Source organism: uncultured Roseovarius sp. (assembly GCF_913054395.1).
Lineage (GTDB): Bacteria > Pseudomonadota > Alphaproteobacteria > Rhodobacterales > Rhodobacteraceae > Roseovarius.
The window spans coordinates 1-26702 of the sequence record NZ_CAJXIP010000039.1; the positions used below are offsets into that span (position 1 = coordinate 1).

The 26702-nt window shown below is 62.5% G+C and carries 27 protein-coding genes; 13 read left to right on the forward strand and 14 right to left on the reverse strand.

Annotation, left to right across the window (positions count from 1 at the left end; all coding sequences use genetic code 11):
* Nucleotides 1–111: 111 nt before the first annotated feature.
* From QZ522_RS07560 to QZ522_RS07585, 6 genes are all read right to left on the reverse strand, one after another.
* Nucleotides 112–930, reverse strand: coding sequence for a MerR family transcriptional regulator (locus tag QZ522_RS07560; RefSeq protein WP_294609267.1), 819 nt, complete (start codon nucleotides 928–930; stop codon nucleotides 112–114).
* Between the two features lie 14 nt (nucleotides 931–944).
* Nucleotides 945–1247, reverse strand: coding sequence for an integration host factor subunit alpha (gene ihfA, locus QZ522_RS07565; RefSeq protein ID WP_294609269.1), 303 nt, complete (start codon nucleotides 1245–1247; stop codon nucleotides 945–947).
* A 111-nt stretch (nucleotides 1248–1358) separates the two neighbouring features.
* Entirely contained in the window at nucleotides 1359–2333 is a 975-nt protein-coding gene (locus QZ522_RS07570; RefSeq protein WP_294609271.1) for a beta-ketoacyl-ACP synthase III, read from the reverse strand.
* On the reverse strand, nucleotides 2330–3436 hold the full coding sequence (gene plsX, locus QZ522_RS07575) for a phosphate acyltransferase PlsX (protein ID WP_294609273.1): 1107 nt from the start codon (nucleotides 3434–3436) through the stop codon (nucleotides 2330–2332). The genes QZ522_RS07570 and plsX overlap by 4 nt, the downstream gene beginning before the upstream one ends.
* Nucleotides 3437–3458: 22 nt before the next feature.
* Complete coding sequence (gene rpmF, locus QZ522_RS07580) at nucleotides 3459–3665, reverse strand: 50S ribosomal protein L32 (RefSeq protein ID WP_294609275.1); 207 nt, start codon at nucleotides 3663–3665, stop codon at nucleotides 3459–3461.
* A gap of 149 nt (nucleotides 3666–3814) precedes the next feature.
* The gene (locus QZ522_RS07585; RefSeq protein ID WP_294609277.1) at nucleotides 3815–4372 is read right to left on the reverse strand and encodes a DUF177 domain-containing protein; all 558 of its coding nucleotides are present in this window, start codon (nucleotides 4370–4372) and stop codon (nucleotides 3815–3817) included.
* A gap of 88 nt (nucleotides 4373–4460) precedes the next feature.
* On the opposite strand from QZ522_RS07585, the gene bamE reads away from it, so the two are divergent.
* The 3 genes from bamE (at nucleotide 4461) to QZ522_RS07600 (ending at nucleotide 7639) form a co-directional block, all read left to right on the forward strand.
* Complete coding sequence (gene bamE, locus QZ522_RS07590) at nucleotides 4461–4916, forward strand: outer membrane protein assembly factor BamE (protein ID WP_294609279.1); 456 nt, start codon at nucleotides 4461–4463, stop codon at nucleotides 4914–4916.
* A gap of 84 nt (nucleotides 4917–5000) precedes the next feature.
* On the forward strand, nucleotides 5001–5744 hold the full coding sequence (locus QZ522_RS07595; protein ID WP_294609281.1) for a GNAT family N-acetyltransferase: 744 nt from the start codon (nucleotides 5001–5003) through the stop codon (nucleotides 5742–5744).
* A 77-nt stretch (nucleotides 5745–5821) separates the two neighbouring features.
* Nucleotides 5822–7639, forward strand: coding sequence for an ABC-F family ATP-binding cassette domain-containing protein (locus QZ522_RS07600; protein ID WP_294609284.1), 1818 nt, complete (start codon nucleotides 5822–5824; stop codon nucleotides 7637–7639).
* A gap of 9 nt (nucleotides 7640–7648) precedes the next feature.
* Here QZ522_RS07600 and QZ522_RS07605 read toward each other — a convergent pair whose 3' ends face one another.
* From QZ522_RS07605 to QZ522_RS07630, 6 genes are all read right to left on the reverse strand, one after another.
* Entirely contained in the window at nucleotides 7649–8404 is a 756-nt protein-coding gene (locus QZ522_RS07605) for an SDR family NAD(P)-dependent oxidoreductase (RefSeq protein WP_294609286.1), read from the reverse strand.
* Nucleotides 8405–8461: 57 nt separating this feature from the next.
* Complete coding sequence (locus tag QZ522_RS07610; RefSeq protein WP_294609288.1) at nucleotides 8462–9514, reverse strand: AbrB family transcriptional regulator; 1053 nt, start codon at nucleotides 9512–9514, stop codon at nucleotides 8462–8464.
* Nucleotides 9515–9564: 50 nt separating this feature from the next.
* Nucleotides 9565–11805 carry a molybdopterin cofactor-binding domain-containing protein gene (locus QZ522_RS07615; RefSeq protein WP_294609290.1) on the reverse strand — a complete coding sequence of 747 codons (2241 nt, stop codon included), beginning with the start codon at nucleotides 11803–11805 and terminating at the stop codon, nucleotides 9565–9567.
* 3 nt (nucleotides 11806–11808) lie between these two features.
* Nucleotides 11809–12270 carry a (2Fe-2S)-binding protein gene (locus QZ522_RS07620; protein WP_294609292.1) on the reverse strand — a complete coding sequence of 154 codons (462 nt, stop codon included), beginning with the start codon at nucleotides 12268–12270 and terminating at the stop codon, nucleotides 11809–11811.
* Between the two features lie 125 nt (nucleotides 12271–12395).
* Entirely contained in the window at nucleotides 12396–13331 is a 936-nt protein-coding gene (locus QZ522_RS07625) for a LysR family transcriptional regulator (protein ID WP_294609294.1), read from the reverse strand.
* Between the two features lie 76 nt (nucleotides 13332–13407).
* Nucleotides 13408–14532 (reverse strand): zinc-binding dehydrogenase, encoded by a 1125-nt coding sequence (locus QZ522_RS07630; RefSeq protein ID WP_294609295.1) that lies wholly within the window; start codon nucleotides 14530–14532, stop codon nucleotides 13408–13410.
* A 158-nt stretch (nucleotides 14533–14690) separates the two neighbouring features.
* On the opposite strand from QZ522_RS07630, the gene QZ522_RS07635 reads away from it, so the two are divergent.
* From QZ522_RS07635 to QZ522_RS07670, 8 genes are all read left to right on the forward strand, one after another.
* Complete coding sequence (locus QZ522_RS07635) at nucleotides 14691–14831, forward strand: hypothetical protein (protein ID WP_294609297.1); 141 nt, start codon at nucleotides 14691–14693, stop codon at nucleotides 14829–14831.
* 61 nt (nucleotides 14832–14892) lie between these two features.
* Nucleotides 14893–16179 carry an ABC transporter substrate-binding protein gene (locus tag QZ522_RS07640; protein WP_294609299.1) on the forward strand — a complete coding sequence of 429 codons (1287 nt, stop codon included), beginning with the start codon at nucleotides 14893–14895 and terminating at the stop codon, nucleotides 16177–16179.
* Between the two features lie 121 nt (nucleotides 16180–16300).
* Nucleotides 16301–17206, forward strand: coding sequence for a branched-chain amino acid ABC transporter permease (locus QZ522_RS07645; RefSeq protein ID WP_294609302.1), 906 nt, complete (start codon nucleotides 16301–16303; stop codon nucleotides 17204–17206).
* Between the two features lie 14 nt (nucleotides 17207–17220).
* Entirely contained in the window at nucleotides 17221–18177 is a 957-nt protein-coding gene (locus QZ522_RS07650; protein WP_294609304.1) for a branched-chain amino acid ABC transporter permease, read from the forward strand.
* Nucleotides 18174–18920, forward strand: a complete 747-nt coding sequence (locus QZ522_RS07655) for an ABC transporter ATP-binding protein (protein WP_294609306.1) — start codon at nucleotides 18174–18176, stop codon at nucleotides 18918–18920. The genes QZ522_RS07650 and QZ522_RS07655 overlap by 4 nt, the downstream gene beginning before the upstream one ends.
* Nucleotides 18920–19600 carry an ATP-binding cassette domain-containing protein gene (locus tag QZ522_RS07660; protein WP_294609308.1) on the forward strand — a complete coding sequence of 227 codons (681 nt, stop codon included), beginning with the start codon at nucleotides 18920–18922 and terminating at the stop codon, nucleotides 19598–19600. The genes QZ522_RS07655 and QZ522_RS07660 overlap by 1 nt, the downstream gene beginning before the upstream one ends.
* A complete protein-coding gene (locus QZ522_RS07665; protein WP_294609320.1) occupies nucleotides 19600–21051 on the forward strand; it encodes an aldehyde dehydrogenase family protein in 1452 nt (483 codons plus the stop codon). Before QZ522_RS07660 ends, QZ522_RS07665 begins: the two co-directional genes overlap by 1 nt.
* Before the next feature lie 10 nt (nucleotides 21052–21061).
* Nucleotides 21062–21811 carry an SDR family oxidoreductase gene (locus tag QZ522_RS07670; RefSeq protein ID WP_294609310.1) on the forward strand — a complete coding sequence of 250 codons (750 nt, stop codon included), beginning with the start codon at nucleotides 21062–21064 and terminating at the stop codon, nucleotides 21809–21811.
* A gap of 22 nt (nucleotides 21812–21833) precedes the next feature.
* Here QZ522_RS07670 and QZ522_RS07675 read toward each other — a convergent pair whose 3' ends face one another.
* Together QZ522_RS07675 and QZ522_RS07680 are read right to left on the reverse strand one after the other, a co-directional pair.
* Nucleotides 21834–23324, reverse strand: coding sequence for a fumarate hydratase (locus QZ522_RS07675; RefSeq protein ID WP_294609312.1), 1491 nt, complete (start codon nucleotides 23322–23324; stop codon nucleotides 21834–21836).
* Nucleotides 23321–24127, reverse strand: a complete 807-nt coding sequence (locus QZ522_RS07680) for a CoA ester lyase (RefSeq protein ID WP_294609314.1) — start codon at nucleotides 24125–24127, stop codon at nucleotides 23321–23323. Before QZ522_RS07680 ends, QZ522_RS07675 begins: the two co-directional genes overlap by 4 nt.
* A 176-nt stretch (nucleotides 24128–24303) precedes the next feature.
* Between QZ522_RS07680 and QZ522_RS07685 the strand changes: the two genes are divergently transcribed.
* The gene (locus tag QZ522_RS07685) at nucleotides 24304–25428 is read left to right on the forward strand and encodes a CaiB/BaiF CoA-transferase family protein (protein WP_294609316.1); all 1125 of its coding nucleotides are present in this window, start codon (nucleotides 24304–24306) and stop codon (nucleotides 25426–25428) included.
* Between the two features lie 410 nt (nucleotides 25429–25838).
* Nucleotides 25839–26702: FAD:protein FMN transferase (locus QZ522_RS07690; RefSeq protein ID WP_294609318.1), on the forward strand; the 864-nt coding region annotated here is incomplete at its 3' end.

Consider the following 26702-nt stretch of genomic DNA (forward strand, 5'->3'; position numbering starts at 1 on the left):
ACCTGCGACCTTCCGTCCCCCAGACGGACGCGCTACCAGGCTGCGCCATAGCCCGACGATGTGGACGTCATACTGGTTTTCAGAGCGGGGACAAGGGCTAATTCCCACTTTTTAGTCCCGGAGTTGACCATCTTGCGATTTCGTGACCCCAAGTGCCGTGAGCCGGGCCAGCAAAGGCGTCAGGCGAGCGGCGGTTTGCGGCGAAATCGGGCGGGGCAGCGCGGCAAGCGCGCTCAGGACCCCGGAATCGGCGGCGATGGCATCCACGGGATCCGCAGGCAGCTCGGGTAGGGGCAGGGGCTTTGGAACCCGTGCGGCCGCTGGCTCGGGTGCGGAATCTGCTCCTGGTTCCGGTGAGGGGTCAGGCGCCGTTTCGGTCGGTTCCTCTGACGTGGCGGCGATATCTTGAGCGGGCGCCTCGACGTCAGGTTCGGGGGGGGCGGACTGTTTGGCGGGAGGTTCGGGTGCTTCGGTCTCTTCAGCGGGGCTGATGTCTGCGCCGGAGTTCTGATCCGCTGCCGTTTCGGCGGCGGGCTGTGACGGCTGAGGTGCCGGGCGGTCCTCGCCGCGCCCGAAATTCAGGACCTTGGCAGGTTCCGCCGGCTCTGGCGTCACGTCGAGCGCGATATCGCTGACTTCGCCTTCGGTGACTTCGTCAAGGCGTTGCGACAGGCCCGAGACATGGCGGACCCCCTGTTCACGCAGGAGTTTCTGCACGCCCTTGATGGTCATGCCGTCGCCATGCAAAAGCGCCTTGATGCCGCCAAGAAGAAGCATGTCGGCCGGGCGGTAATAGCGCCGCCCGCCGGCGCGCTTGACCGGTTTGATCTGTGAAAACTTGCTTTCCCAGAACCGCAGTACATGCGCCGGAACCTCTAGCCATTCGGCAACCTCGCTGATTGTGCGAAAGGCGTCGGCGGATTTTGCCATCGGCTCTGTGCCCCTCAGCTTTTGTTGCCTGCCGCGACGCGATCTTTCATAAGGTGCGAGGGGCGGAAGGTCAGAACCCGGCGGGGGTTGATCGGAACTTCTTCACCGGTCTTTGGATTGCGGCCGATGCGGGCCGTCTTGTCGCGGACCGAAAACGTGCCGAAGGATGAAATCTTGACCTGCTCGCCGTTGACCAGAGCGTCCGACATATGGTCAAGAACGCTTTCAACAAGCTGCGCGGCATCATTACGCGACAGGCCGACCTCGCGGAAAATGGCCTCGCTCAAATCCATGCGCGTCAATGTCTTATCGGTCATCTCATCTCCCCTCGTTTTGCGCACAACATTAGGGCCGAAGGATTTTCCGAGTCAATGTCAACGACTTACACAGCAGGCTTAAAGCGCGCTTTTTTGCGCATTTTCGGTGATTTACCAGCGAAGAAGCACCGCGCCCCAGGCCAGACCGCCGCCAATCGCCTCTGACAGCACAAGATCGCCTTGTTTGATCTTGCCGGTTTCGGCCCCCACCGACAGCGCGAGCGGAATGGACGCGGCGGACGTGTTGCCGTGATCCTGCACGGTGACGATCACCCGGTCCATCGGCAGGCCCATCTTTTTGGCGGTGCCCTGGATGATGCGGATATTGGCCTGATGCGGGACGATCCAATCGACATCGGTGCCGGTAAGGCCGACCTTCTCAAGCGCGGCTTCGGCGGTTGACGTCAGCTTTTCCACCGCCTGACGGAACAGCGGGTTGCCCTGCATCCGCAGCTTGCCCGCAGAGCCGGTGGTCGAGACACCGCCATCGACGTAAAGCATGTCGCGATAACGCCCGTCGGAATTGAGATCGGCCGAGAGGATGCCGCGATCGGTATTGCTTCCGGTGCCGTCCTGAAGGCCAAGCACAAGCGCGCCGGCGCCATCGCCGAACAACACGCAGGTCGAGCGGTCGGTCCAGTCCATGATCCGGCTGAAGGTCTCGGCGCCGATCACCAGAAGGCGTTTGGCCTGACCGGCGATCAACAGGGCATTGGCATTGGTCAGCGCATAGATAAAGCCCGCGCAGACCGCCTGAACGTCAAAGCCAAAGCCCCGCGTCATGCCCAGTTCTTTCTGCACCATGGTCGCAACCGAAGGAAAGGTAAGATCCGGGGTCGAGGTGGCCACGATGATACCGTCGATGTCGTCGACGCTTAGCCCCGCATTTTCAAGCGCGGCGCGTGCGGCGTGCACGGCAAGATCGGATGTGGTCTGCCCCTCGGCGGCAAAGTGGCGCCGTTCGATACCAGAGCGGGTGCGAATCCATTCATCCGAGGTGTCCAGGGATTTTTCAAATTCCGAGTTGGGAACAATGCGGTCCGGCAGGTAATGCCCGACCCCTTCCACAACGGCACGTACTGTCATTCACTCTCACCGTCGATTTCGCTATCCGAGGAATCATCCTGTTCCAGCGAGGCCGCAGATGCAACCCGCGCCGCCAGTCTTTCGGAAAAGCCAGATTGTGCCAGCTCGAACGCCAGCTTGATGGCGGAGGATACGCCGGTTGCATCCGCAGCGCCATGCGATTTTACAACCGTACCATTCAACCCGAGGAACACGCCGCCATTGGCGCGCCGCGGGTCAATCCGCTTTTTCAGACGTCGCAGGGCAGGGTAGGCAAGCACCGACGCCACCCGCGACAGCAAGGAATAGGCAAACGCCTCGCGCAGAAGTTCCGAGATCAGCTTGGCAATGCCTTCCCCGGTCTTGAGCGCCACATTGCCGGTAAAGCCGTCGGTAACGATCACGTCACAGGCCGTGCCCGGAAGATCGCGCCCTTCGACAAAGCCGACAAATTCAAAATCTGCTATGCGCGCATTGGCCGAAATAAGGTCATAGGCCTCTTTCAGCTCGGCGCGGCCCTTGTGCTCTTCGGTGCCGACGTTCAAAAGTCCGATCCGCGGCTTGGCCAGGCCAAAGCCGTTGCGCGCATAAGAGGCCCCCATGAGCGCGTATTGCATCAGGTCCTTGGCATCGGCGCGAATGTCGGCGCCGCCATCCAGCATGATGTTATGGCCCTGCGGATTCTGCGAGGGCCACATCACCGCGATAGCGGGGCGATAGATGCCAGGTAACTTGCGCAGCCGCAGTACCGACATCAGCATCAGTGCCCCGGTATTGCCGCAGGACACACAGACCGTCGCCTCACCGGCGCGCACGCAATCGAGGGCCGACCACATCGAGGTGTTGCGCCCGTGGCGCACAACATGCGCGGGCTTGTCCTCCATGGTGACCACTTCGGGCGCATCGCGAATCTCAATACGCGACGCTAGGCCCTTGCGCTTGGCGATAAGGCGTTCAAGCTCGGTCTTGGGGCCGTGCAGAATGAAGCCGATATCCGGGTTGCGTTTGGCAGAATCAGCGATACCGGCGACAACTGTCGCCGGTCCCTGGTCCCCGCCCATAGCGTCAACCGAGATAATGGTGCGCCCTGCACCCGCCTTGGATTGATCCGTGCGAGCGGTCATGCAGCAAATCGCCTTTTATCGCTTACGCTGCGTCGTCTTCCAGATCGATTTCGTCTGCCATGGCCACAACTTCGCGGTCGGCATAGTGGCCGCAGGATGCGCAAACGTGGTGCGGGCGCTTGAGCTCGCCACAGTTGGGGCATTCGTTGGGGTTGCCGGCAACCAGTGCGTCATGTGCGCGACGGTTGTTGCGACGTGATTTCGATACTTTGTTCTGTTGGACAGCCATGTCTCAACCTCAATTCCTGTGGGCCAGCCTGGCCCGGTTTCACGAGTGTTCGCGGCTCATAGTCTGTTACGAGCCGCCGGTTCAACCCTAAATTCCGATGAGAGCGCGAAAATACAGCGATTTGTTGCCGGAGCAAGCGATTCTTGACGCTAATCGCCCTTTTCCATTTTGTCGCGCAGCGCGGCCAGCCCGGCAAAGGGTTTCATGTCCTCGTCCTCAAGCGGCTTGATGCCATCCTCGGCGACCGTGATCTCACCCAATTCGGCCCCTTCGGCGCGCGGATAATCCGGCAGCGACAGCGCAAGCGCCTCGATCATCACGCGGTTGAGGTCGATTTCGGCGCCAAGCGGCTCGATCGTGTCGTCCTCGGGCATTTCCACCTCGTCACCGGGGGCGACCTCTGGTTCTTGCGGTTCCGACGAAAAGCGCCGGGTGATCTTTTCGTCAATCCGGCTTGTGACCGGATCGAGGGTGATCACGCAGGGTTGAACCACAGTGGCCCCAAGATCGGCATGCAACACCCAATCCTCGCGCCCTTCGGCCTTCAATGTGCCGCGAAACCGCAGCTTGCGCAGGCCAGACAGGTCCAGCTCCTGTGCGATGGCGGACATTTCCGCCTTGGACGGGGCCAGATCAAAGGCCACTGGCCGCTTGATCGACAGGTCAGAGACACGCAGCACAGTTTGTTTTTGAGGAGTTTGCGACATCGTCACTCTTGCTTCCTTTCTTGAACCATAGCACCACCTTGTTGTAAGCGGGATAAAAGCCGCGTTAGGCCAAGACAAGAGGGCAGAGATGACAGCTATCAGAAACCGGGTGGTCAGTGCCATGGCGCTTTGCTGTCTTATTGTCGTGACCGCTTGTTCGGCGACCTATCGCAATCACGGCTATGTGCCGCTTGACGAGGATCTTCAGAACCTTGTCGTCGGCGTCGATACCCGTGCCACGGTGGACGATACCATCGGCCCGCCGTCCGTTTCGGGGATGCTGGGGGACGGGAATTACTATTACGTCCGCAGCCGGGTCCGCGAATTCGGCATGTACCGCCCCGAGGTTGTCGAGCGTCAGGTGCTGGCGATTTCCTTTGCCCCGGATGACACGATTGCCAATATAGAGCGCTTCGGACTCGAGGATGGCAATATCGTGCCGCTGTCGCGTCGCGTGACCGATTCGTCCGTGGTCAGCAACGGATTCCTGCGCCAGCTCATCGGCAATATTGGCAATCTCAACCCGGGCGACGCGTTCAACTGATCGCGAACCGCCTGACCCCGCAGTGTGCGCTTGTGCGCTGCGGTGTGCCTGACTAGGGTCACCGCGACCGTAGTGGGTGAGATCATGCCGGGCATCGAGAACACGAGATATCAGGTGCGCGTGGCGCAGGGGCCCCTTGATGTGAGTGCGGCCCAACGCCTGCGCCATCTCGCCTTTGGACGCGCGGCGGCCGATGGGCTCGAGCGTGACGGCTTTGATGCGACCTGCACCCATTTCCTGATTGAAGAGCGTCGGAGCGGTGCGCTTGTCGGGTGTTTTCGGATGCTGCCACTGGCAAGTGGCGCCGAGATTGCCCGCTGCTATGCCGCGCAGTTCTATGATCTGGCCGCTCTTGCAGCGTTTCCCGGCCCGATGGCGGAGTTGGGGCGATTCTGTATTCACCCCATGGCGCGTGATCCCGACATCCTGCGGCTCGCCTGGGCCGAGATGACGCGCCATGTGGATCGGACCGGGGTCGAAATGCTGTTTGGCTGTTCGTCGTTTCAGGGGACCGATCCAACACCCTATCATGACAGTTTCGCTTTGCTGCGGGACCGCCACCTTGCCCCGGAGGGGCGGCGCCCGGGGGTGAGGGCGGCGACGGTGTTTGCCTATGCGCAGGCCCTTGCGGGACACAAACCCGACACCGCACAGGCGCTGCGGCTGATGCCGCCCCTGCTGCGCAGCTATCTGATGATGGGCGGTTGGGTGAGCGATCATGCGGTCATCGACCCGCAGATGAACACGCTGCATGTCTTTACCGGGGTCGAGATCGCGGCGATCCCGCCGATGCGCAAGCGGCTTTTGCGGACTATGGCCGGACCATAGGGCGCGACCGGACGGGAAAGCGCGATCAGGCCACCCTTTCGCTTGACGCCCCCGAGGCCCCGAGATAGCCCGCTGTCATGGCACGCGCACCTCTTCTCCAGCTCACCGATATCTCGCTTACCTTTGGGGGTGAGCCGATATTCTATGACCTTTCGCTTGTGGTTCAGCCCGGCGACCGGGTTGCACTTGTCGGGCGCAATGGCTCTGGCAAATCGACCTTGCTCAAGGTGATGGCGGGGCTGGTCGAACCCGACACCGGCGTGCGCGTCGTCACCCCTGGAATCAGCGTCGGCTACATGGAACAAGAGCCTGATATGAAAGGCTTTACCACGCTTGGCGACTATGCGGTGAGCGAGCTAGACGCCTCCGAAATGTACCGGGTCGAAATGGCAGGCGAAGGTTTGAAATTCGATCCCGACCGCCCGATTGCCACCGCCTCGGGCGGTGAACGGCGGCGCGCGGCCCTGGCCAAGCTGATGGCCGAGGCGCCCGATCTCATGCTGCTCGACGAGCCGACCAACCACCTTGATATCGAGGCGATCGGCTGGCTTGAATCTGAGCTCAAACAGACCCACAAGGGCTTTGTCCTGATCAGCCATGACCGCGCATTTTTGCGTGAACTTACCCGTGCAACCCTTTGGATTGACAGGGGAATGACCCGCCGTCAGGAGCAGGGGTTCGAGCATTTCGAGGCCTGGCGCGACAAGGTCTGGGAAGACGAGGACATGCAGCGCCACAAGCTTGATCGCAAAATCAAGTCCGAAGCCCGTTGGGCGGTCGAGGGAATCAGCGCCCGGCGCAAGCGCAATCAGGGCCGGGTGCGGGCATTGCAGGACCTGCGCGCAGAACGGTCAAGCCAGATCAGGCGTCAGGGCACCGCCGCCATGGCGCTTGAATCCGGCCCGGCCTCTGGTCGCAAGGTGATAGAGGCTATAAATATTTCAAAGGGTTACGGCGATAAGCTTATCCTGAAGGATTTCAGCATCAAGATCCAGCGCCGCGACCGTGTGGCCTTTGTCGGGCCGAATGGCGTGGGCAAGACGACGCTGTTGAAAATGCTGCTCAAGGAAATCGAGCCCGATGGGGGAATCGTCACCCATGGCACAAACCTTGTGCCCGCCGTTTTCGATCAGGCCCGCTCCCAGCTTGACCCGGAAATGTCGCTCTGGGAAAGCCTGACCGGGGATGCGGACATGCGCGTCTCGGGGCAGGCGGATCAAATCCTTGTGCGCGGCGCGCCGCGCCACGTGGTCAGCTATCTCAAGGATTTCCTGTTTGACGAACGTCAGGCCCGCGCGCCGGTCAAGTCGCTGTCGGGGGGCGAAAAGGCCCGGCTTCTGCTGGCCAAGCTGATGGCGCGGGAAAGCAACCTTCTGGTGCTCGACGAGCCGACCAACGATCTTGATATCGAGACGCTCGACCTGTTGCAGGAGTTGCTGGACGATTACGACGGCACCGTCCTTCTGGTCAGCCACGACCGTGATTTCCTTGACCGCGTTGCCACCACCACCATCGCGATGGAGGGGGATGGCCGCGCCATCGCTTATGCCGGCGGCTGGACCGACTATCGCGCGCAACGCAGCGCGGGAATGTCACCTGATGGCGACAAAAAGCAAGACAAGTCAAAGGCATCAAAGACAGAGCTGAAGCAGGAAAAGGCCGAGAAACCCCGGCTGTCCTTCACCGAAAAGCATCGGCTTGAGGAACTTCCGGCGGTGATGGAGCGGCTTCAGGCCGAAATGGCCAAGCTGGAAGAGCTATTGGCCGACCCGGCCCTTTTCACCCGCGAGCCGATCAAGTTCAAGAAGGCGACCGAGGCCCTGGCCGCCCGACAGGACAGCCTTGCCGAGGCAGAAGAAGAGTGGCTTGCCCTCGCCGAAAAGGCTGAGGGCTGATTTTCGCGCCTATTGCATGCGCAACGCACCATCCAGCCGGATCACCTCGCCGTTGAGATAGCCGCATTCGACGATAAAGCGCGCCAGCGACGCATATTCCGCCGGATCGCCAAGTCGCTTGGGACAGGTCACATCCTGCGCAAGGCTGTCCTGCACGTCCTGCGGCAGCCCCTTGAGCATCGGCGTCAGGAAAATCCCCGGCGCGATCGCCATCACCCGGATGCCCTCGCGTGCCAGATCACGCGCCATCGGAAGCGACAACCCGACAATCCCGCCCTTCGAGGCGGCATAGGCTGCCTGGCCCTTTTGCCCGTCAAAGGCCGCAACCGAGGCGGTGTTGATGATCACGCCGCGCGCGCCGTCGGCCTCGGGCTCGTTCTTGGCGATTTCGGCGGCGGCAAGGCGGGCCACATTGAAGCTTCCGACAAGGTTGATGTCGATGGTGCGCTTGAAGCCCGCAAGGCTATGGGGGCCGTCGCGCCCGAGGGTCTTTTCGCCGGTGGCGATCCCGGCACAGTTCACGGCGGCGGTGATCCGGCCCATGGCCGCTTTGGCGGCGGTGATCGCGGCGGCGACCGATTCCTCGTCGGTCACATCGGTTTCGACAAAGGTCGCGCCGATTTCGGCGCCAACGCTTTGGCCGCGCGCGGCGTCACGGTCAAGCAGGGTGACCTGTGCGCCCATCTCGCGAAAGTGGCGCGCGGTGGCCTCGCCAAGGCCAGAGGCCCCGCCAGTGATGATCGCGGCTGTATCCTGAATGCGCATGGCGGCTTCCCTTCAATAAATGAACATATGTTCAGATAACGCCTGCGCGCCGAGCTGTCAAAGCCGACGTTCACGCAGGTGGGTAATCGCGCTAAGCCCCAGCACGGTCAGCAGGATGCGATAGATGTGATGCAGCGTGACAAAGGCCGGGTTGGCATTGAGGCTAAGTGCAACAAGCGCCATTTCGGTCACGCCACCGGGCGCAAAGCTGATCAGGAGCACATCGACCGGCTCTGCTGTGATCCGGTGCAGGATCGCGGCGAAGGCGCCGCCAATTGCCAGCATCACCGCCACCGACACGACCGACAGGGCGGCCCCGCGCAGGATCAGTCCCCGGCTCAACCCGGTAAAGCGCATGCCAAGCGCGGTGCCAAGAACCATCTGTGCCAGATTCACCAGCCATTGCGGAATCTCAAGGCTTAATACCCCGGTCAGCGATAGCAGCGCCGCAAGTGCCATCGGTCCGGTCAATTGCCCGGCGGGCAGGCGCAGCACATGCCCAAGCCCAAGCCCCGCCACCCCGGCAAGCGCAATCAAGACCAGGTCGGACCACGGCACATCCGGGCGTGCCAATGTCATGCCCGCAGAGCTTCCGACCGGCGCGCCAAGCCAGAGCGACAGACCGATCGGCACCATTGTCACCACCACGATGACCCGCAGGAACTGTTGCAGCATGAGGCGGGTCATATCCGCGCCCGCCGCCTCGCCAAGGGCGATGGATTCATAAAGCCCGCCGGGCGTGCTTGCATAAAAGGCGGTGACCGGATCATAACCGCCAAGGTGGCGGAAAATGCCATAGCCCGCGCCATGCGCCAGCGCGACAAACACCGTCAGCGCGGCAAAGCTATACATGAAATCATGCGCTTCGGTGAAAAGTTCGGGCGTTACCTGTGCCCCGATCATCAATCCAATGATGGCAATGAACAGCAGGCGCAGGCGCGGTGGAAATCCGTACCCCTCAGGCAGGCGGCGGGGCAGGACGGTGGCCACGAGTGCCGAAACCGCCAGCGGCCCGAGCATGAACGGCAAGGGCACGCCAATCACCTGCGCCAGCCCGCCAGAGATGGCCGACAGCGCAAGCAGGGCAAGTGTTGTGATCGGGTGACGCATAGCCGACTTGAACCACTGCGCGCGACCCACTGCAAGAGGGGGCGGGTGCGTCAGGCGAAATCGACGGCCTTGTTGAACGGCATCTCACGCAGCCGCTGGCCCGTGGCGGCAAAGATTGCATTGCCGAGGGCGGCGGCGGCGGGCGGTACGGGCGGCTCGCCGATGCCGCGGATCTTGCGGGCGGTTTCAAGGCCGCGCACCTCGATCTCGGGGCATTGATAAAGCCGCATGCCTGGAAAGCTGTCGAAATTCCGCTGTTCGGCCGCGCCACCGGCATAGGTGATCTCGCAGTTCATCGCATGGCCGAGGCCAAAGATCACACCACCTTTGACAAGGCCCTCGAAATTCACCGGATCAAGGATGCGCCCGACATCGGCGGCGACGAACACCCGGTCGATCCTTATCCCTGCGTCGGTATCGCTGATCTCGATCACTTGCGCACAGGGCACCCCGAACGACAGGCAAAATGCCACGCCGCGCCCTTGACCGGGCGCAAGCGCACCACCCCAGTTCGACATCTCGCCCACCGTCTCGAGCACCCGGCGAGAGGGGCCGTGCGTGCACAGCCGTAGCCGTTCGGCCAAGGGATCGGCCCCCGCCGCATGGATCAGCTCATCGAGAAAACAGTCATGAAAGAACCCGTTTGACGAGGCCCCGACCGAGCGCCACGAACTGATCGGCGCCAGTTCCGGCGCGCGATAGCCGGTCACGCGGTAATTTGGAATGTCGAATGGCTGATCCCATGCGCCGGCAACGATCTGAAGATCGGGCCCCGGCGTCGGCAGGCCCTGACGGCTCATCTGCGAGGCCATGACCGAGGGCATGGCGATGCCAAGGTCATAGGTCTCGACCTTCCCGCCGCTGACCCGGCCCCGACCGCGCGCCATGGCGATCTGACGCGGATAGTCATGCGTCATGTCCTCTTCGCGCGAATAGGTCAGCTTGACCGGCGTGCCGGGCACCGCCTTGGCCAGCGTGGTGGCATGGCGCACCACGTCATCCTCAAGCCGGTGCCCAAAGCTTCCGCCGATCATCAGGGCATGGATATGTACGTTGTCAGGCTCTACACCTGCTAACTGCGCGACGTTCTTCTGAACGAAACGCGGGATTTGCGTGCCGGTCCAGACATCAACGCGGCCCGCGCCGACAAGGACCGTGGCATTTATCGGCTCTAGCGGGGCATGCGCGAGGTAGGGCGCCCGGTATTCAAAGGCAAGGTCGGTGCCTTGGGCCAAAGCCGCATCGACATCGCCCTCGTCGCGAAACTGGCTGTCCTGATGCTCTGGCGTAAAGCTATTGCTCAGCGCGTTCCAGTGGCCATCCATATCGGCCGGGTAGGGGGCCGGGCCCCAGTCAACAGAAACGGCCTCTGCGGCCTGAAAGGCGCGCCACGTGTTGTCGGCGATCACCCCGATGCCGCCCGTCACGGCCACGACCTTGACCACACCGCGCATTGCTTCGGCCTCTGTCGCGTCAAACCCGCGCAGATCACCGCCCTGTGCCGGGTTTAACCGGATGGCGGCGTGCAGCATGCCGGGATGTTTCTGGTCGATGCCATACGCCTGTGTTCCGGTGGATTTCGCCGGGATATCAACGCGCTGCATCGGCTTGCCGAGAAGCCGCCATTGAGCGGGATCGCGCAGGGTGACCTCGCGCGCGGGGTCAAGCGTGGCGGCGGTCGCGGCAAGCGTCTGATAGGGCAGGCGCGTGCCATCGGGAAGGATCACGGTGCCCCGTTCCGTCCTCAGCAGCCCCCGGTCAACGCCGTGCATCCGGGCCGCCGCCGTCTTGAGCGTTTCGCGCGCCACCGCCCCCGCCATGCGCAGCTTTTGATAGCCATCGGGCACCGTGGTCGAGCCGCCGGTGATTTGCAGACCAAGGAATTTGATCGGCGCATCCATCACCGCGCGCGTCGTTTCGGCAAGAAAGCTGTCATCGGTCGAACGGAACGGCACCGCATCCCCCGATAGGGCGGTGTTGTAATAGGCCGGGCTTGGCGGGCCGGGATCGGTCTTGATCTGGTCAAGACCGACGTCCAGTTCCTCGGCAATCAGGGCCGCCTGCACCGAGGTCGCGCCTTGTCCCTTGTCGGCACGCGGCGTGATCAGCGTAATGTCCTGTCCGGTGATCAGAACATAGGGTGTCAGCGCCGCCGCCCCCTCGGGCAGATTATCCAGAAGCGGATTGGCATGCGGGGTCTGGTATTTGTAAAGGCCAAAGGCAACGCCCCCGGCAATCGCGGCCGAGCCGATCAGGAATGTGCGCCGGGCGATGGTTTTGAGACCTGCCATGATCTATTCCTTGCTCAGCTTGGCGGCGGCGGTTTTCACCGCCTCGCGAATGCGCGGATAGGTGCCGCAGCGGCACAGGTTGCCCGACATCGCATCGTCGATATCGCTGTCGCTCGGGGTTGGGGTTTCGGCCAGAAGGCTGGCGGCCTGCATGATCTGGCCCGACTGGCAATAGCCGCATTGTGCCACCTGATGGCTGATCCAGGCGGCCTGAACCGGGTGCGGGGCCTCTGGCGTGCCAAGCCCCTCGATGGTGGTGACCGCGCCCCAGACATCGCCAGCAGGCACTTGGCAGGACCGCACCGCCACGCCGTCGATATGCACCGTGCAGGCCCCGCATTGCGCGATGCCGCACCCGTATTTCGGCCCCGTCAGGCCAAGCTCATCCCGCAATACCCACAAAAGCGGCATGTCGGGTTCAAGGTCCTGCATGTCATGTTCGGCGCCATTGACGGTCAGTTTCACGCGCATACCCCTTTTCGGCGATCTGGTTGGCGAGAAATATAAACTGTTCGGTTTAGGTGTCCAGCCGCGATACATCCGCAGGACCCGATTGCGCCCATTGCCCGGATCAATGGGCCAAATCCGCGCTATGTCACCAATTCGCCTTCCCAGATGCCGCGCTGGACCAGGTCGCGCGCAACGTCCAGCGTCACCTGGGCGATGGCGCGGCAGGCGCGGCTGCTTTTGCGCGCGGGATTGCTGGCCAGATAGACCGGGCGCACCATGTCCGGATCGCATATGGGCGATTTGACAAGATCGCCGCGCGTGGCGAAATCATGTGCGGCGGCAGGGGCAAAGATGGCATAGCCTGATCCGCGGGCAACCAACTCCTTGATCTGGGTCATCGCGTCCATTTCGACCGTCACGTTCAGCTTTACACCACGCGGTTGGGCATACCCCTCGATGGTCTTTCGCAGGCCGTGCAACGGACTGGGAAGGATGAGTTCCAGCTTTTGCAGGTCGCGCAGGCGCACGGGCGTTCCGGGCGGCGTATCCAGGGGCCATGCGTCCGGCGCGGAAAAAAAGAACAAACGCTCGTTCAACACATGGGTTGTGCGGAAATGATCGGCCCCCGACAGATCGTAGATAAACCCGATATCGACTGTCCCGTCCTCGATCCAGGTCTTGATATAGCCACTCATCGCCTCGATCGCGCGCAGACGAAGGTCAGGGAATTCGACGCGCACGGTTTCGGCCAGGGGCACGGACATGACCATCGAAACCGAGGATGGCATGCCAAAGCTGACCTTGCCACGCAGGGCTTCGCCGACCTCCCGCATTTCGTCAAGGCAGTTATCGAAGGCGGCGCAAACCATGCGCGCATGTTTGAGAAAGAGGGTGCCGTCGTCGGTCAGGACCGTGCCGCGCGGGCTCCGTTCAAGCAGGCGCACGCCAAGTTCCTCTTCCATGCGCACGACATTCTGCGACAGAGAGGGTTGGGCCACGCCCAAGGCGCTGGCCGCCACCGACAGGGAGGGCGACTCGGAAATCGCTATGAAGTAGCGCATCTGACGGATGTCCATAGGCGAACCTTTGCACTGAGAGGCTTCAGCTAGAAGGCTTGCCTATGGGGATGTCAAGTTGGCGCACTGGCCGACCTTAGCCGAAATCGACGATCTGACGGATCGCCGTGCCGTCATTCAGCCGGTCCATTGCCAGGTTTATCTCGTCCAGCGTAACCCGGTGGCTGAGCATCTTTTCCACCGGCAGCTTGCCCTGCTCATAGAGCGAGAACATGCGCGGCAGATCGCGTTGGGGCACGCAGGATCCGATGTAGCTGCCTTTCAGGGTGCGCTCTTCGGCCACCAGTTTCAGGGCGGGCAGGGCCATGCGCTGATCCGGGTGAGGCAGGCCTGCGGTCACTGTCAGGCCGCCGCGCCGGGTGATCTCGTATGCTGTCTCGAGTGCCTTGACCGACCCGGCGAGTTCGATCGCGCAGTCGACGCCGCCGCGGGTCAGATCGCGCACCGCCTGAATGGTGTTTTCGTCGGCCGTGACACAGTCGGTGGCGCCCATGCCGCGGGCGGCTTCCATCTTGGATGCAAACGGGTCGATGGCGATGATGCGCCCCGCACCCGCCGCCGCCGCGCCAAGCACCGCCGCAAGGCCGACGCCGCCCAGCCCGATGACCGCGACACTCTGGCCGGGCAGGATGCGCGCGGTATTGAACACAGCACCCGCGCCAGTCAGCATCGCGCAGGAAAACAAGGCCGAAACATTGGCGGGCAAGTCATGATTGACCTTCACCAGCGAGCGTCGGTCCATCACCGCATGGGTCGCGAATGCCGACACGCCGACATGGTGATTGACCGGCGTGCCATCCATCGAAAGGCGGCGCGCCCCTGTCATCAACTCGCCTACGCCATGATGTTTTGCCGCGCGCTCGCACAGGGCCGGACAGCCCTCGGCACAGGGGTCGCAGTTGCGGCAACCGGGGGCAAAAATGCACACGACATGATCGCCCGGTGCCAGATCATCGACGCCCTCGCCGATGTCTTCGACATAGCCTGACGCTTCGTGCCCAAGCACCATTGGCAGGGGGCGGGGACGGGTTCCGTTGATCACGGACAGATCCGAATGACACACACCGGCGGCGGCCACGCGGATCAGCACCTCGCCGCGTCCCGGCGGGGCGAGGTCGATTTCGCGCACCTCGAGCGGGGCCTCTTTGGCAAAGTTCGATGTAATTCCGTCGCGCATGAGTACGGCTGCGGTGATTTTCATGTGGTCTCTCCCATATTGTGTCCGATGCGTGATCCGGTGCCGACCCAGAATATACATGCGTCCAGAAAGTGTATTGCAAAAGCGGCCCCCGCTCTATGGGGTATAAATCTGGGCTATGGCTGGCTAAGGTACAAGCTATTAGTCTCGGTCGGCTTATCATGCGTATGCTACGGCATATCCTGTGTAATCCACAGTATTTCAAGACTTCTGGGAGGACGATTGATCATCATCTGGTTCATGCGCGGATCAAGGGCGCGATCAAGATGATCATCAATCCGATCAAGATGAACGGATCGTAAATCAGGTCGGCCCGGCTGACGGAATGACCTAACGACTTAAGCTGACAGGGGAGAGACACCGATGAAGAAACTATTGATGGCTACCGCAGCCTGCGCGCTGATGCCGCTTGCGGCACTTGCGCAGGACAAGCCCGAGGCGCTCAAGGTGGGCGTGACCGCCTTCCTGACCGGCCCGGCGTCGGTCTTTGGCGTGCCCGCCAAGGACGCGGCCGAGATCATGGTTGAGGATATCAATGCCAATGGCGGCATTCAGGGCGTTCCGCTCGAGCTGACCTTCATCGACGAGGGCGCCGGCGCCGAGGTGCTGACCACCGAATACCGCCGCATGGTCGAGAATGGCGCCGATGCGATGCTGGCCTCGATCTCGTCGGGCAATTGCAAGACGATTGCCCCGCTGGCCGAGGATCTCAAGGTGATCAACATCATGTGGGATTGCGGCACGCAAAAGATTTTCGAGGCTGAGAAGTACAACTATGTCTTCCGCAGTCAGGCCCATGCCGGCACCGAGATGCTGGCCACTGTCGCCTATCTGCTCAAGGTCAAGCCCGACTTCAAGACCATCGCCGTCGTCAATCAGGACTATGCCTGGGGCCGCGACAGCTGGGATATCTTCAGCGCCGCGCTCAAGGCGCTGCGCCCGGATGTCGAAGTCGTCGGCGAATTCTTCCCGAAATTCGGCTCACCCGACTTTTCGACCGAGATTTCGCGCCTTCAGGCCCTGCAACCGGATATCATCCTGTCGACGTCCTGGGGCGGCGATCTGGATACCTTCGTTCAGCAGGCCTCGCAGCGTGGCCTGACCAATACCTCGACCTTCGTGTTGCCGCTGGCCGAAAGCTCGCTCGAGCGTCTGGGCAGCAGCCTGCCATCGGGCCATATCGTTGGCGCGCGCGGCGATCACTACTGGAACCATCCCGAGCGGCGCGATGACGCAGACTTCAAGGCGTTCATGGCCAAGTTCGAGGCAAAGACCAACGCCAAGGCGATCTATCCCGTCTTTCACATGAGCCAGGGCCTCGCCGCATTGCAGGCCGCCTACGATAAGGCCGCCGAGGCGAATGGCGGCAAGTGGCCCAGCGAGGATCAGGTGATCGCGGCTTTCGAAGGGCTTGAGTTCCAGGGCCTGGGCCGTCCGGTGTCGCTGCGCTCGGATCATCAGGGCATCGAGGCCCAGCTGCTTGGCACGTCTGTGCAGGGTGGAGACCTTCCGTTTGCCACCTTGGAGAACATCATGATCTTCGACGGTGCCGAACTGACGACGCCAGTGGGCGAGGAATCGGTCGCTTGGGTCAGTTCGCTCAAGCCGGGCTGGGTCGATACCCTGACCGTCGACGCATACGAGAACTGATCTCGTTACGTGCAATGCCGGTGCCTCCGCTGATCGGAGGCACCGTTTGCGCCGCCGCCTGACCCTTTTCTGCGGCGCGCGTCACGCCAGAACCTGCCGCTATCAAACACTGTGAAACCACATGAATCTGACCTTGTTCCTGCTCGCCCTGTTCGACGGAATCGCCTATGCGGCGCTCGTCTTTATCGTTGCCGTCGGCCTGACGCTGATCTTCGGGGTGATGCGCATCCTGAATGTTGCGCATGGCTCTCTTTATGCAATGGGGGCATATCTCACCGCCTCGCTGACCACATTCATCGTGTCGGCCGGATTGCCGCCTGTGTTTGCCTTTCCGTGCATGCTGGTTTCGGCTGTCCTGATCGGTGCCGTGCTCGGCGGTCCGTTGGAATGGCTGCTTTTAAGGCGCATCTATCATAAGCCCGAGGTGTTGCAGTTGTTGGTCACCTTCGCGATTTTCATGATCCTCGAGGACGTCCAGCGTCTCGTCTGGGGCACGCAGCCAATTTTTCAGTCCACAGCCCTGCAACTCTTGGGGACCGTGCGGGCGTTTTCCGTCAACTACACCGTCTATCAGCTCATCCTTCTGCCAATCGTAGCGGTCGTGCTGCTGTTCGGCCTGCGCTTTTTCCTGCGGCGCACGGTGGCGGGCAAGGTGATCCTGGCCACGACCGAAGATCGCGAGGCGGCGCAGGCCATTGGCATCGACGCCGACAAGGTGTTCCTTCTGACCTTCATCGTGGGGGCGGGGCTTGCGGGTCTGGGCGGCGCTCTGGCATCGCCGACCACATCCATTCTGCCGGGCATCGGGGCCGATATGATCGTGCTGTCCTTCGCCGTGGTCGCGACCGCCGGTCTGGGGCAGATCGAAGGCGCCGCGCTGACCGCTCTGATGATCGGCCTTGGCCGGTCCTTCGCTGTCTATGTCTGGCCTGAAACCCAGGTGCTGGTGCCATATGTGATCATGGTTGCCGTTCTTCTGGTGCGTCCCGAGGGCCTCTTTGGCAGCCCCTCGGCGCGCAAGATCTGAGGGGGAACATGCATATGTCGATCCGTATCTTCATCCCCGTCATTCTTCTGGCCATGCTGGCGCTGGTGCCCTTCGCGACGCCCGGCCTGCAAGTGTTGCTGACGCTGGCCCTGGCCAAGGGCGTTGCCGTCATGGGCATCACCGTCCTGTTGCGCAGCGGCCAGGTATCATTTGGTCACGCGCTCTACTTTGCCATCGCGGCCTATGGCGGGGCGTTCACGCTGATGCTTATGCCGGGCGCCGATCTGGTCATTGTGCTTGTGCTCGGCATTATCGCCGCTGTCGTGTCCGGCGTCGTTGTTGGCCTCTTTGTGGCGCGCTATCGCTTTATCTTCTTCGCAATGCTGAACCTTGCGTTCTCGATGATCTTCTGGTCGATCCTCGAGAAGTTCTATCATTACACGGGCGGTGCCGACGGCATGCGCCTGCCGCGCCCGACCGTCCTGTGGATAGAGCTTGAGCGGGGCGCCTACGAGCTGGTCATGTTTTACCTTGCACTGGCGCTGGCGCTTGGCCTTGGCTGGTTTTCGATGCGCTGGCTGGACTCGCCCAACGGACAGCTTTTCCGCACCCTCAAGACCAATGAAACCCGGCTGCAATATCTGGGCATGTCGCCCCAGCGTGTCATGTTGACGGGCTATGTGCTGTCGGCCTTTCTGTGTGGTGTTGGCGGTATCATCATGGGACTGGTGCAGGGGGTCGTCACGCCTGAATATGCGTTCTGGGTCCGGTCCGGCGAGATGGTGTTCATCGCCGTTCTCGGTGGTGCAGGCTCGGTTCCGGGCGCTCTTGTGGGCGCGGCGATCTACGAGATCGTGCGCACCTATGCCTCGGCCTTCGCAGGCGACATCTGGCAGATGGTGCTGGGCATCTTCCTGCTTGTCATCATCCTGTTCGCACCGGGCGGCATCGCGGGCATCTACAATGGTCTCATGGACCGCATCGCGGGCAAGAAGGAGGAGGGCGAATGACCCATCTGCTGGAAACCAAGGGGCTTGAGATCCGCTTTGGCGGGGTCGTCGCCGCAGATAACGTGACGCTACAGATAGATGCCGGCAAGAACCTGGCCATCATCGGCTCCAATGGTGCGGGCAAGACCACATTCCTGAACATTTGCACCGGCTGGATCAAACCGGCCAAGGGCAAGGTCTATTTCGAGGGTCGCGACGTCACGCCGATGTCGCCCCGTGACATCACGCGCCTTGGCGTTGCCCGCGCGTTCCAGATCCCACAGCTTTTTACCGAGCATACCGCCTTGGAGAACCTGCTGATCGCCGTTGCGGCGCGGGATCGGCTGAAAAACCCGATCCGCGCGCTCAAGGATGTCGCGCAGCGCGCTGAAATGATGCATCTGCTAGAGATGATCAACTGTGCCGACGTGGCCAACCAGCAGGTGGATGAGCTTTCAGAGGGTCAGCGCAAGCTGATCGACATCGCGGTTGCACTGGCGCTCAAGCCCCGGCTTTTGCTGATGGACGAGCCGACATCCGGCGTGGCGAGTTCGGAAAAGTTTGAGGTGATGGAGATTTTGGTCAGGGCCCTGGCCGAGGCAGAAGTGACCGCCGTCTTTGTCGAGCATGACATGGGCATCGTCGAGAAATACGCCGACGAAGTCGTCGTCTGGAACATGGGCAAGATCGACATGCGCGGAACACCGCAAGAGGTTCTGGAGCACCCTGATGTGATCCGCGACGTTATCGGAGAGGTGGTCTGATGTTGAGCTTTCACAACGCGGATGCGTCGATCGGGAATATTCCCATTTTGCGCGGTCTGGATTTTACTATTCCGGCATCCGGCACGGTTGCCCTGATCGGACGCAATGGCGCGGGCAAGACGACGCTGCTGCGCTCGGTCATGGGATTCACCAATGTCACCGGCGAAATCCGCTTCGACGGACAGGACATTTCCGATATGACCCCGGCCAAGCGTCCGGGCCTTGGCATCGGCTATGCACCCGAGGATCGCCGCCTTTTCTCGGCCTTCACGGTCGAGGAAAACATCCTGCTGCCTGCGCAGGTCGCCCGGCTTGACAGTGCCACGACGCAATCGCGTCTTGACCGGGTCTATCATATTCTTCCCGAATTGCGCGACATGGCAGACCGCCCGGCCGGCAATGTCTCGGGCGGGCAGGGCAAGATGGTGGCCCTCGGGCGGGCGCTGATGCTGGGAACCAAGCTGATCATGTTGGACGAACCATTTCAGGGCCTCGCCCCGGCACTGGCCAAGCGATATGCAGATGCGCTTCGCGACCTGCGCGACACCGACAGGAATGTCACCCTGATCATCACTGAATCCAACCCCGAGTTGCTGCGTGGTTTTGCCAGCCAGACGTTCGTCATCGAACGCGGCGCCGTGGCCGAGGGGGCGCTTGACTACAAGAAGGAGCCGACATGATGGCGAACGATATGACCCTGCCCAAACCGATGAACCTTATCGGCGGCAAATGGATACCTGCCGCCTCGGGCGATGTGATGGATGTCCGCTCGCCGCTTGACGGCGAGGTCTTTAGCAGCATCGCGGCCTCGCAGGCGGCTGATGTGGATGCGGCCGTTCAAGCCGCCCGCGCGGCCTTTGATCACGGTGAATGGGGACGGCTGACCGCCGCCGAACGCGGTCGGTTGATGCTGAAGTTGAGCCTGCGCATTCTGGAAGAGGCCGAAGCACTGGCACAGCTGGAAAGCCGGGACAACGGCAAGCCGCTAAAGCAGGCCCGCGCCGACATGGTCGCCGCCGCGCGATATTTCGAATTCTACGGCGGTGCGGCCGACAAGGTGCATGGCGAGGTGATCCCCTTCCTGGCAGGCTATAACGTCCAGACCGTGCGCGAACCCTATGGCGTCATCGGCTGTATCATCCCGTGGAACTATCCCTCGCAGATGTTCGCGCGCTCCCTCGCACCGGCGCTGGCAATGGGAAATGCCACCGTGCTGAAACCGGCCGAGGATGCGTGCCTGTCCTGCCTGCGTCTCGCAGAGCTGGCGGGCGAGGTCGGGTTTCCCGATGGCGCGATCAACGTGGTGACGGGGCGCGGGGATGTTGCGGGCAAGGCGCTGTCCGAACATCCCGGGCTTGATTTCCTAGCGTTCACCGGCTCGCCCGAAGTGGGGCAGATGATCCAGATTGCGGCCGCGAAGAACTTTATCACCTGCACGCTTGAGCTGGGTGGGAAATCGCCTCAGATCGTGTTCGATGACGCCGACATCGACGCCGCGCTGCCTTTTCTCGTTGGCGGGATCATCGCCAACGGAGGCCAGACATGCTCCGCCGGTAGCCGCGTCCTGGTTCAGGAGGGTGTTTACGACAAGGTCGTTGCGGGCCTCAAACAGCGGTTCGAGGCCATCGAGGCGTCCAATCTGGTCGAAGAGGCGGAGTTGGGGCCGTTGATTTCAGCCCGGCAGAAAAAGCGCGTCGAGACCTATATTGACGAGGCCAACGCGCTGCTGATCGCGCGCGGCACGGTGCGCGCGGGCGCGCCCGAGGGCGGCTATTATGTTGCACCTGCACTGTTTGGCCCGGTCGATCCACAGTCGAAAATCGGCCAGGAAGAGGTCTTTGGCCCGGTGCTTTGTGTCATGGCCTTCAAGGACGAGGCGGACGCGATCCGTATAGCCAATGATACAGAGTATGGCCTGATGGCCTCGGTCTGGACACGCGATGGCGCGCGCCAGCAGCGGGTCGCCAAAAAGCTGCGCGGGGGGCAGGTCTATATAAACGGGTTCGGCGCCGGCGGCGGGATCGAATTGCCCTTCGGGGGCGTGCGCAAGTCGGGCCATGGCCGCGAAAAGGGTTTTGCGGCCCTGCTGGAATTTTCGCATATCAAGACAATCATCAACAAGCACGACTGAGGAGGCAAGCATGAGACTGAAAGGCAAGACGGCGCTGGTGACGGGGGCGGCTTCGGGCTTTGGCAAGGGGATTGCAGAGTTGTTCGTTGCCGAAGGCGCCAAAGTGGCGATCGTCGATCTGAACGAAGAGGGAGCCAAGGCGGTGGCCGATGCCCTGGGCGATGGCACGATTGCGATCCGCTGCGACGTGTCGGACGGCGCGCAGGTGGCCGATGCGGTCGCGCAAGCAAGCGAGGCGTTCGGCGGGCTGGACATCGTGGTGAACAACGCCGGCTGGACCAACGCCAACAGCCCCCTGATGGAAACCGACGAGGCGACATTCCGCAAGATTTACGATGTGAACGTTCTCTCGATTTTTCACATGACCAAGACATGCGTGCCGATGTGGCGTGCGCAGGGCGGTGGCGTGATGATCAATATCGGCTCGGTCGCGGGTATCCGTCCGCGGCCCGGCCTGACATGGTACAACTCGTCCAAGGGGGCGGTGAACCTGATGACCAAATCACTGGCGGTAGAACTGGCGGCGGATAATATCCGCGTCAACTGTGTGGCCCCGGTGATGGGCGCGACCGGCCTTCTGGAACAGTTCATGGGCATGCCCGACACGCCCGAGAACCGCAAGAAGTTCATCGCGACGGTCCCGATGGGGCGCCTGAGTGAGGCGCGCGACATCGCCAATGCAACGCTTTATCTGGCCTCTGACGATGCCGATTTCATCACGGGTGTGGTGTTGGAGGTCGACGGCGGCCGCACAATCTGATGTGTGCCGCGTGCCGGTGAAATCAGGCCCGTGCCCATTGGCGCGGGCCTGTTGCGTGTATCGAGTTTCCCTTTGTGTCGACTGCGACCGTTACCGGCATGTCCTTGACTGTAAATTCGCGGATCGCCTCCATGCCGAGATCGTCATAGGCGACGATGCGCGCGGCCTTGATCGCCTGCGAGACCAGGTAGGCAGCGCCGCCCACGGCTATCAGGTAGACAGCGCCATGGCGGCTGATGGCCTCTATGGCCTCGGCGCCGCGCTCGGCCTTGCCGATCATCACCTTAAGGCCGGTTGCGGCCAGTACCTCTTCGGTGAACTTGTCCATGCGGGTGGATGTGGTCGGGCCGGCCGGGCCGATCACCTCGCCGGGGATGGCATCCACCGGCCCGACGTAATAAAGCGCGCGGCCCTTCAGATCGACGGGCAATTCGCCACCCGCGCGCAGGGTCTCGACCATGCGCTTATGCGCGGCATCGCGGCCGGTATAGAGTTTGCCGGACAATAACAGCGTTTCGCCGGGGCTAAGGCTGGCGAGGACATCGTCATTCAGGTCATCCAGGGACAGGCGCCGCCCGATCGGGCCATGGCCCTCGATCTCTGGCCACAGCGACAGATCGGGTGCCTCAAAGGTCGCTGGGCCGTCGCCTGTCAGGGTGAACTCCACGTGGCGCGTCGCGGCGCAATTGGGGATCAATGCAACCGGCATCGAGGCGGCATGGGTCGGATAGGTCGCGATCTTCACGTCCAGGGCGGTGGTGATGCCGCCCAGGCCCTGCGCCCCGATGCCAAGGGCGTTGACGCGGTCGAGAATTTCCAGCCGCATCGCTTCGATCCTGTTACGCGGGCCGCGCGCGCGCAGATCGGTGATGTCGATCGGCTCGTTCAGGGAGGCCTTGGCCATCGCCATTGCTTTGTCGACGCTGCCGCCCACGCCAATGCCAAGCATGCCGGGAGGACACCAGCCCGCGCCCATCCGGGCCACGCGATCAACCACCCAATCGGCCAGGTTGGCCGAGGGATTCAGCACGGCAAACTGGGTTTTGTTCTCGGACCCGCCGCCCTTGGACGATACGGCTAGATGCACGTTTCGCCCGGCAACCAGAGAGGTCTGGACCATCGCCGGGGTGTTGTCACCGCTGTTGCGCCGGGTGTCCAGCGGATCGACCACGACCGACGCGCGCAGGGGGTTCGTCTCCAGCTGCCATGCCCGGCGCACGGCGTCGTCGATCATGTCCTGCAAGGGACGGGTCCAATCGGTCTGCGCCTCGACACCGACCTCGACAAAGACATTGGCAATGCCCGTGTCCTGACAGATCGGGCGGTGATCCGTGGCGCACATGCGGGAATTCAGAAGGATCTGGGCAATGGCGGATTTGGCCGAGGGGCTTTGCTCGCGCGCATGGGCTTGGGCCATTGCGGCGATGAAATCTGGCGGATGGTAGTACGAGATGTATTGCAGGGCGTCCGCGATACTGTCGATCAGATGTGTTTCAAGGATTCGACCGCTCATGCCGTGCCCCCGGCGCGGGTGATCAAGGTTTTGGCGCGTGTAATGACCGGCGCGTCGATCATCGCGCCGTCCATCTGTACGGCCGCGCGCCCCTTGGCCGCTTCAAGCACACGCCGCGCCCATGACAGTTCGTCCTGCGAGGGGGCAAAGCCGCGCCGCGCCGCGTCCAGTTGCGCGGGGTGGATGATAAGCTTGCCGCCCATGCCAAGTTCGACGGCATGGCGGCAATCGTCCTCAATCAGCGCATCGTCGCGGATGGCGGTTGTCACCCCATCCAGAGGTGCCGGTTGATCGGCCAGCCGCGCGGCCAGCACAAGCGCCGAGCGCGCGCCAAGCAGCGACTGCCGGGTATGGCCCATCCCGAGATCGGCGGCGTAATCAATGGAGCCGAAGGCCAGCCGCGCCGATGCGCCTGCTATCTCGTCCAGTTGCGCAATGCCGCGCGCGGTTTCGATCAGGGCAATCACAGGCGTTCGCGTGGCGCGGGCGGCATCTGCGCAGGTCTCGGCACTTTCGGCCTTGGCCAGCATGACGGCATTCAACGGCAGGGTGGCGGCGGTGGCCAGATCGGCTTGGTGCCATTTGGTCCCGGCCGGATTGATACGCAGGATGACGGCGCAACTCACGCCGTTCAGGGCATCGGCAAGGCCTGCGCGCGCGCTTTCCCTTGCGTCCGGCGCCACCGCATCCTCCAAATCGACGATGATGGCGTCGGCACCGGCAGCAGCGGCCTTGGCCACGCGCTCGGGGCGGTCAGCGGGCACAAAGAGGACGAGGTTCATCTGGTCTGGCTGGGCGTGCATCATTGTCCTCCGGCGATCGGGCCTGACCATAGTCTATATCGCGCGGCGGGATGCATCCAGCCACCTTCTCCGCAGGGCATAGCCCATGGCTATGGCCCCCCCTCGCGCGGGACTATTTCCGCAGGCCTGCGCGATGAGGCATCATGAAAGCTGGCAATGGAAAGGCAGGCGATAGCATGACGGGTGATCTTGCAGGAGTGACGGTAGTTTCGATAGAGCAGGCCGTGGCGGCACCCTATGTGTCCGGCCGCCTTGCCGAGGCTGGCGCGCGCGTGATCAAGGTCGAGCGTCCGGAGGGTGATTTTGCCCGCGGCTATGACCACCTCGTTCACGGTGAGAGTGCGTATTTCGTCTGGCTGAACCGGGGCAAGGAATCGGTTTGCCTTGATTTGCGCGATGCACAGGATCACGCACTGATGGGGCGGATGCTGGCCAAGGCGGATGTCTTTATCCAGAACCTAGCGCCCGGCGCGATCGCACGTCTGGGGTTTGATCAGGCCGAGTTGCGTAAACGCTACCCTCGTCTGATCACCCTCGCCATTTCCGGCTATGGCGAAGACGGCCCGAGGAAGGACCTCAAGGCTTACGATCTTCTGGTTCAGGCCGAGAGCGGGCTGTCGCAGATCACCGGCACCGAAGACAGCCTGACCCGCGTGGGCGTGTCGGTCGGCGATATTGCGGCAGGCATGACAGCCTATCAGGCGGTTCTTCGGGCCCTGATCGGGCGGGGGGTGACCGGACAGGGGCGGCACCTGTCGATTTCACTGTTTCATGCGCTGGCCGACTGGATGAACGTGCCCTATCTCCAATACGTCTACGGTGGCAAAGAGCCGGTGCGCAGCGGCCTGCACCATCCGACAATTGCGCCTTATGGCGCCTATGCATGTGCGGATGGCAAGGATGTGCTGATCTCGATCCAGAACGAACGTGAGTGGCGGGTGTTCTGCGCCGATATTCTGGGCCTGCCCGATCTGGCGGGGGATCCGCGTTTCGATACCAATTCGCACCGTGTCGAGCACCGCACCGCCCTGGATGAGGTGCTGCGCCCGGTCTTTGGCGGCGTCGCCCGCGATGAGATGGCCAGGCGGCTTGAGGCTGCGCGCATCGCTTATGGCCGTGTCAGCACAATGGACGATCTGACAAATCATCCACAAAACCGGTATGTCGAAGTCGACAGCCCCACTGGCCCCGTGAGGATGCTGGCTCCCGGCGCGCTTGCCGATGGCGTGGAGGAGCAACCTGGAGCCGTGCCCATGCTGGGCCAGCATACCGATGCCATTCGCACCGAATTCGCGGGCTGAATTTGCGGACTGACCGGGGGCTGTAACCCCTGTGCGTCGTTCCAGATGAACGTTCAGTGGCAGGCCCGCGCGACTGCACCCCGTGTGAATTGGCGACTCCTTGACTTTGGTCAACGCTCTTGTGCGGACGTTACCGTACCTGTCGATCAAAGTTTTGAAAGATATGGGTCAGATGTTCGCAAACACGCTGATATGTTTGATTGCATTTTTGCCGCAGATCGCGCCGCCCGTCATGGTGCGTGCCGATAGGCCCGCTTTGTCGGCGCACCCGAGATCCTGCCGTTTTCCGATCCCGTCGCGGCCGGGGATTTCCCGGCCCGCAACGGTGGCGAGGTGATTACCCTGTCTCAGAATCCTGTGCCCACCGTGCTTGCGCCGGTCGATGTCGTTTGCAATGAGGAGGTCCGGTCATGGCCCCATCCCGCCGCCGCTTTCTGAGTATTGCCGCGGCTGCCTGTGCCTTGCCGGGCGCGGCGATGGCAAATGCGCAGACCGTGCGCTGGACCGGGGTTGCGCTTGGGGCCCCGGCCTCGGTGACGCTTGTCGGAATAAACGCGATTGACGCCCGCCCCGTCTTTGCCCGGCTTGAGGCCGAACTGGCGCGGCTTGAGCGTATCTTCAGCCTCTACCGCGCCGATAGTGCGCTTGTGCGGCTGAATCAGACGGGGCGCCTTGCCGCGCCGCCACCTGAATTGCTGGGCCTTCTGCGGCTTGCGGGCAGGATACATGCGGCGACCGAGGGGGCATTCGATCCCACGGTTCAGCCCCTTTGGCAGGCCTTGGCCAATGGCGCCGATATTGCCGCCGCGCGCCGCTGTGTCGGCTGGGAGGGGGTTCACTTCGATGCGCAAGAGATCCGCTTTGACAGGCCTGGCATGGCGCTGACCTTGAACGGTATTGCACAGGGCGAGATCACCGACAGGGTTGCGGCGCTGCTTGGAGGGCAGGGCTTTGGCGATATTCTTGTTGATATCGGTGAAATTGTCGCGCGCGGCCAACGGCCGGATGGCGGCCCCTGGCAGGCGGGAATCGCCACGCCGCAGGGCGAAATCGTGCAGCGTGTCACCCTGAGCGATCGCGCCTTGGCCACATCGGCCCCGAACGGCACAAGACTGGCGGCGGATCAGGGCCATATCATTGGCCCGAAAGGGCAGGGACCGCGCCACAGCCTCGTCAGCCTGTCCGCGCCAAACGCGGCTCTGGCGGACGGGCTTTCAACCGCGCTTTGCCTGCTTGACGGGCCGTCGGCGCAGGCCGCGGTACAGCGCTTTCCC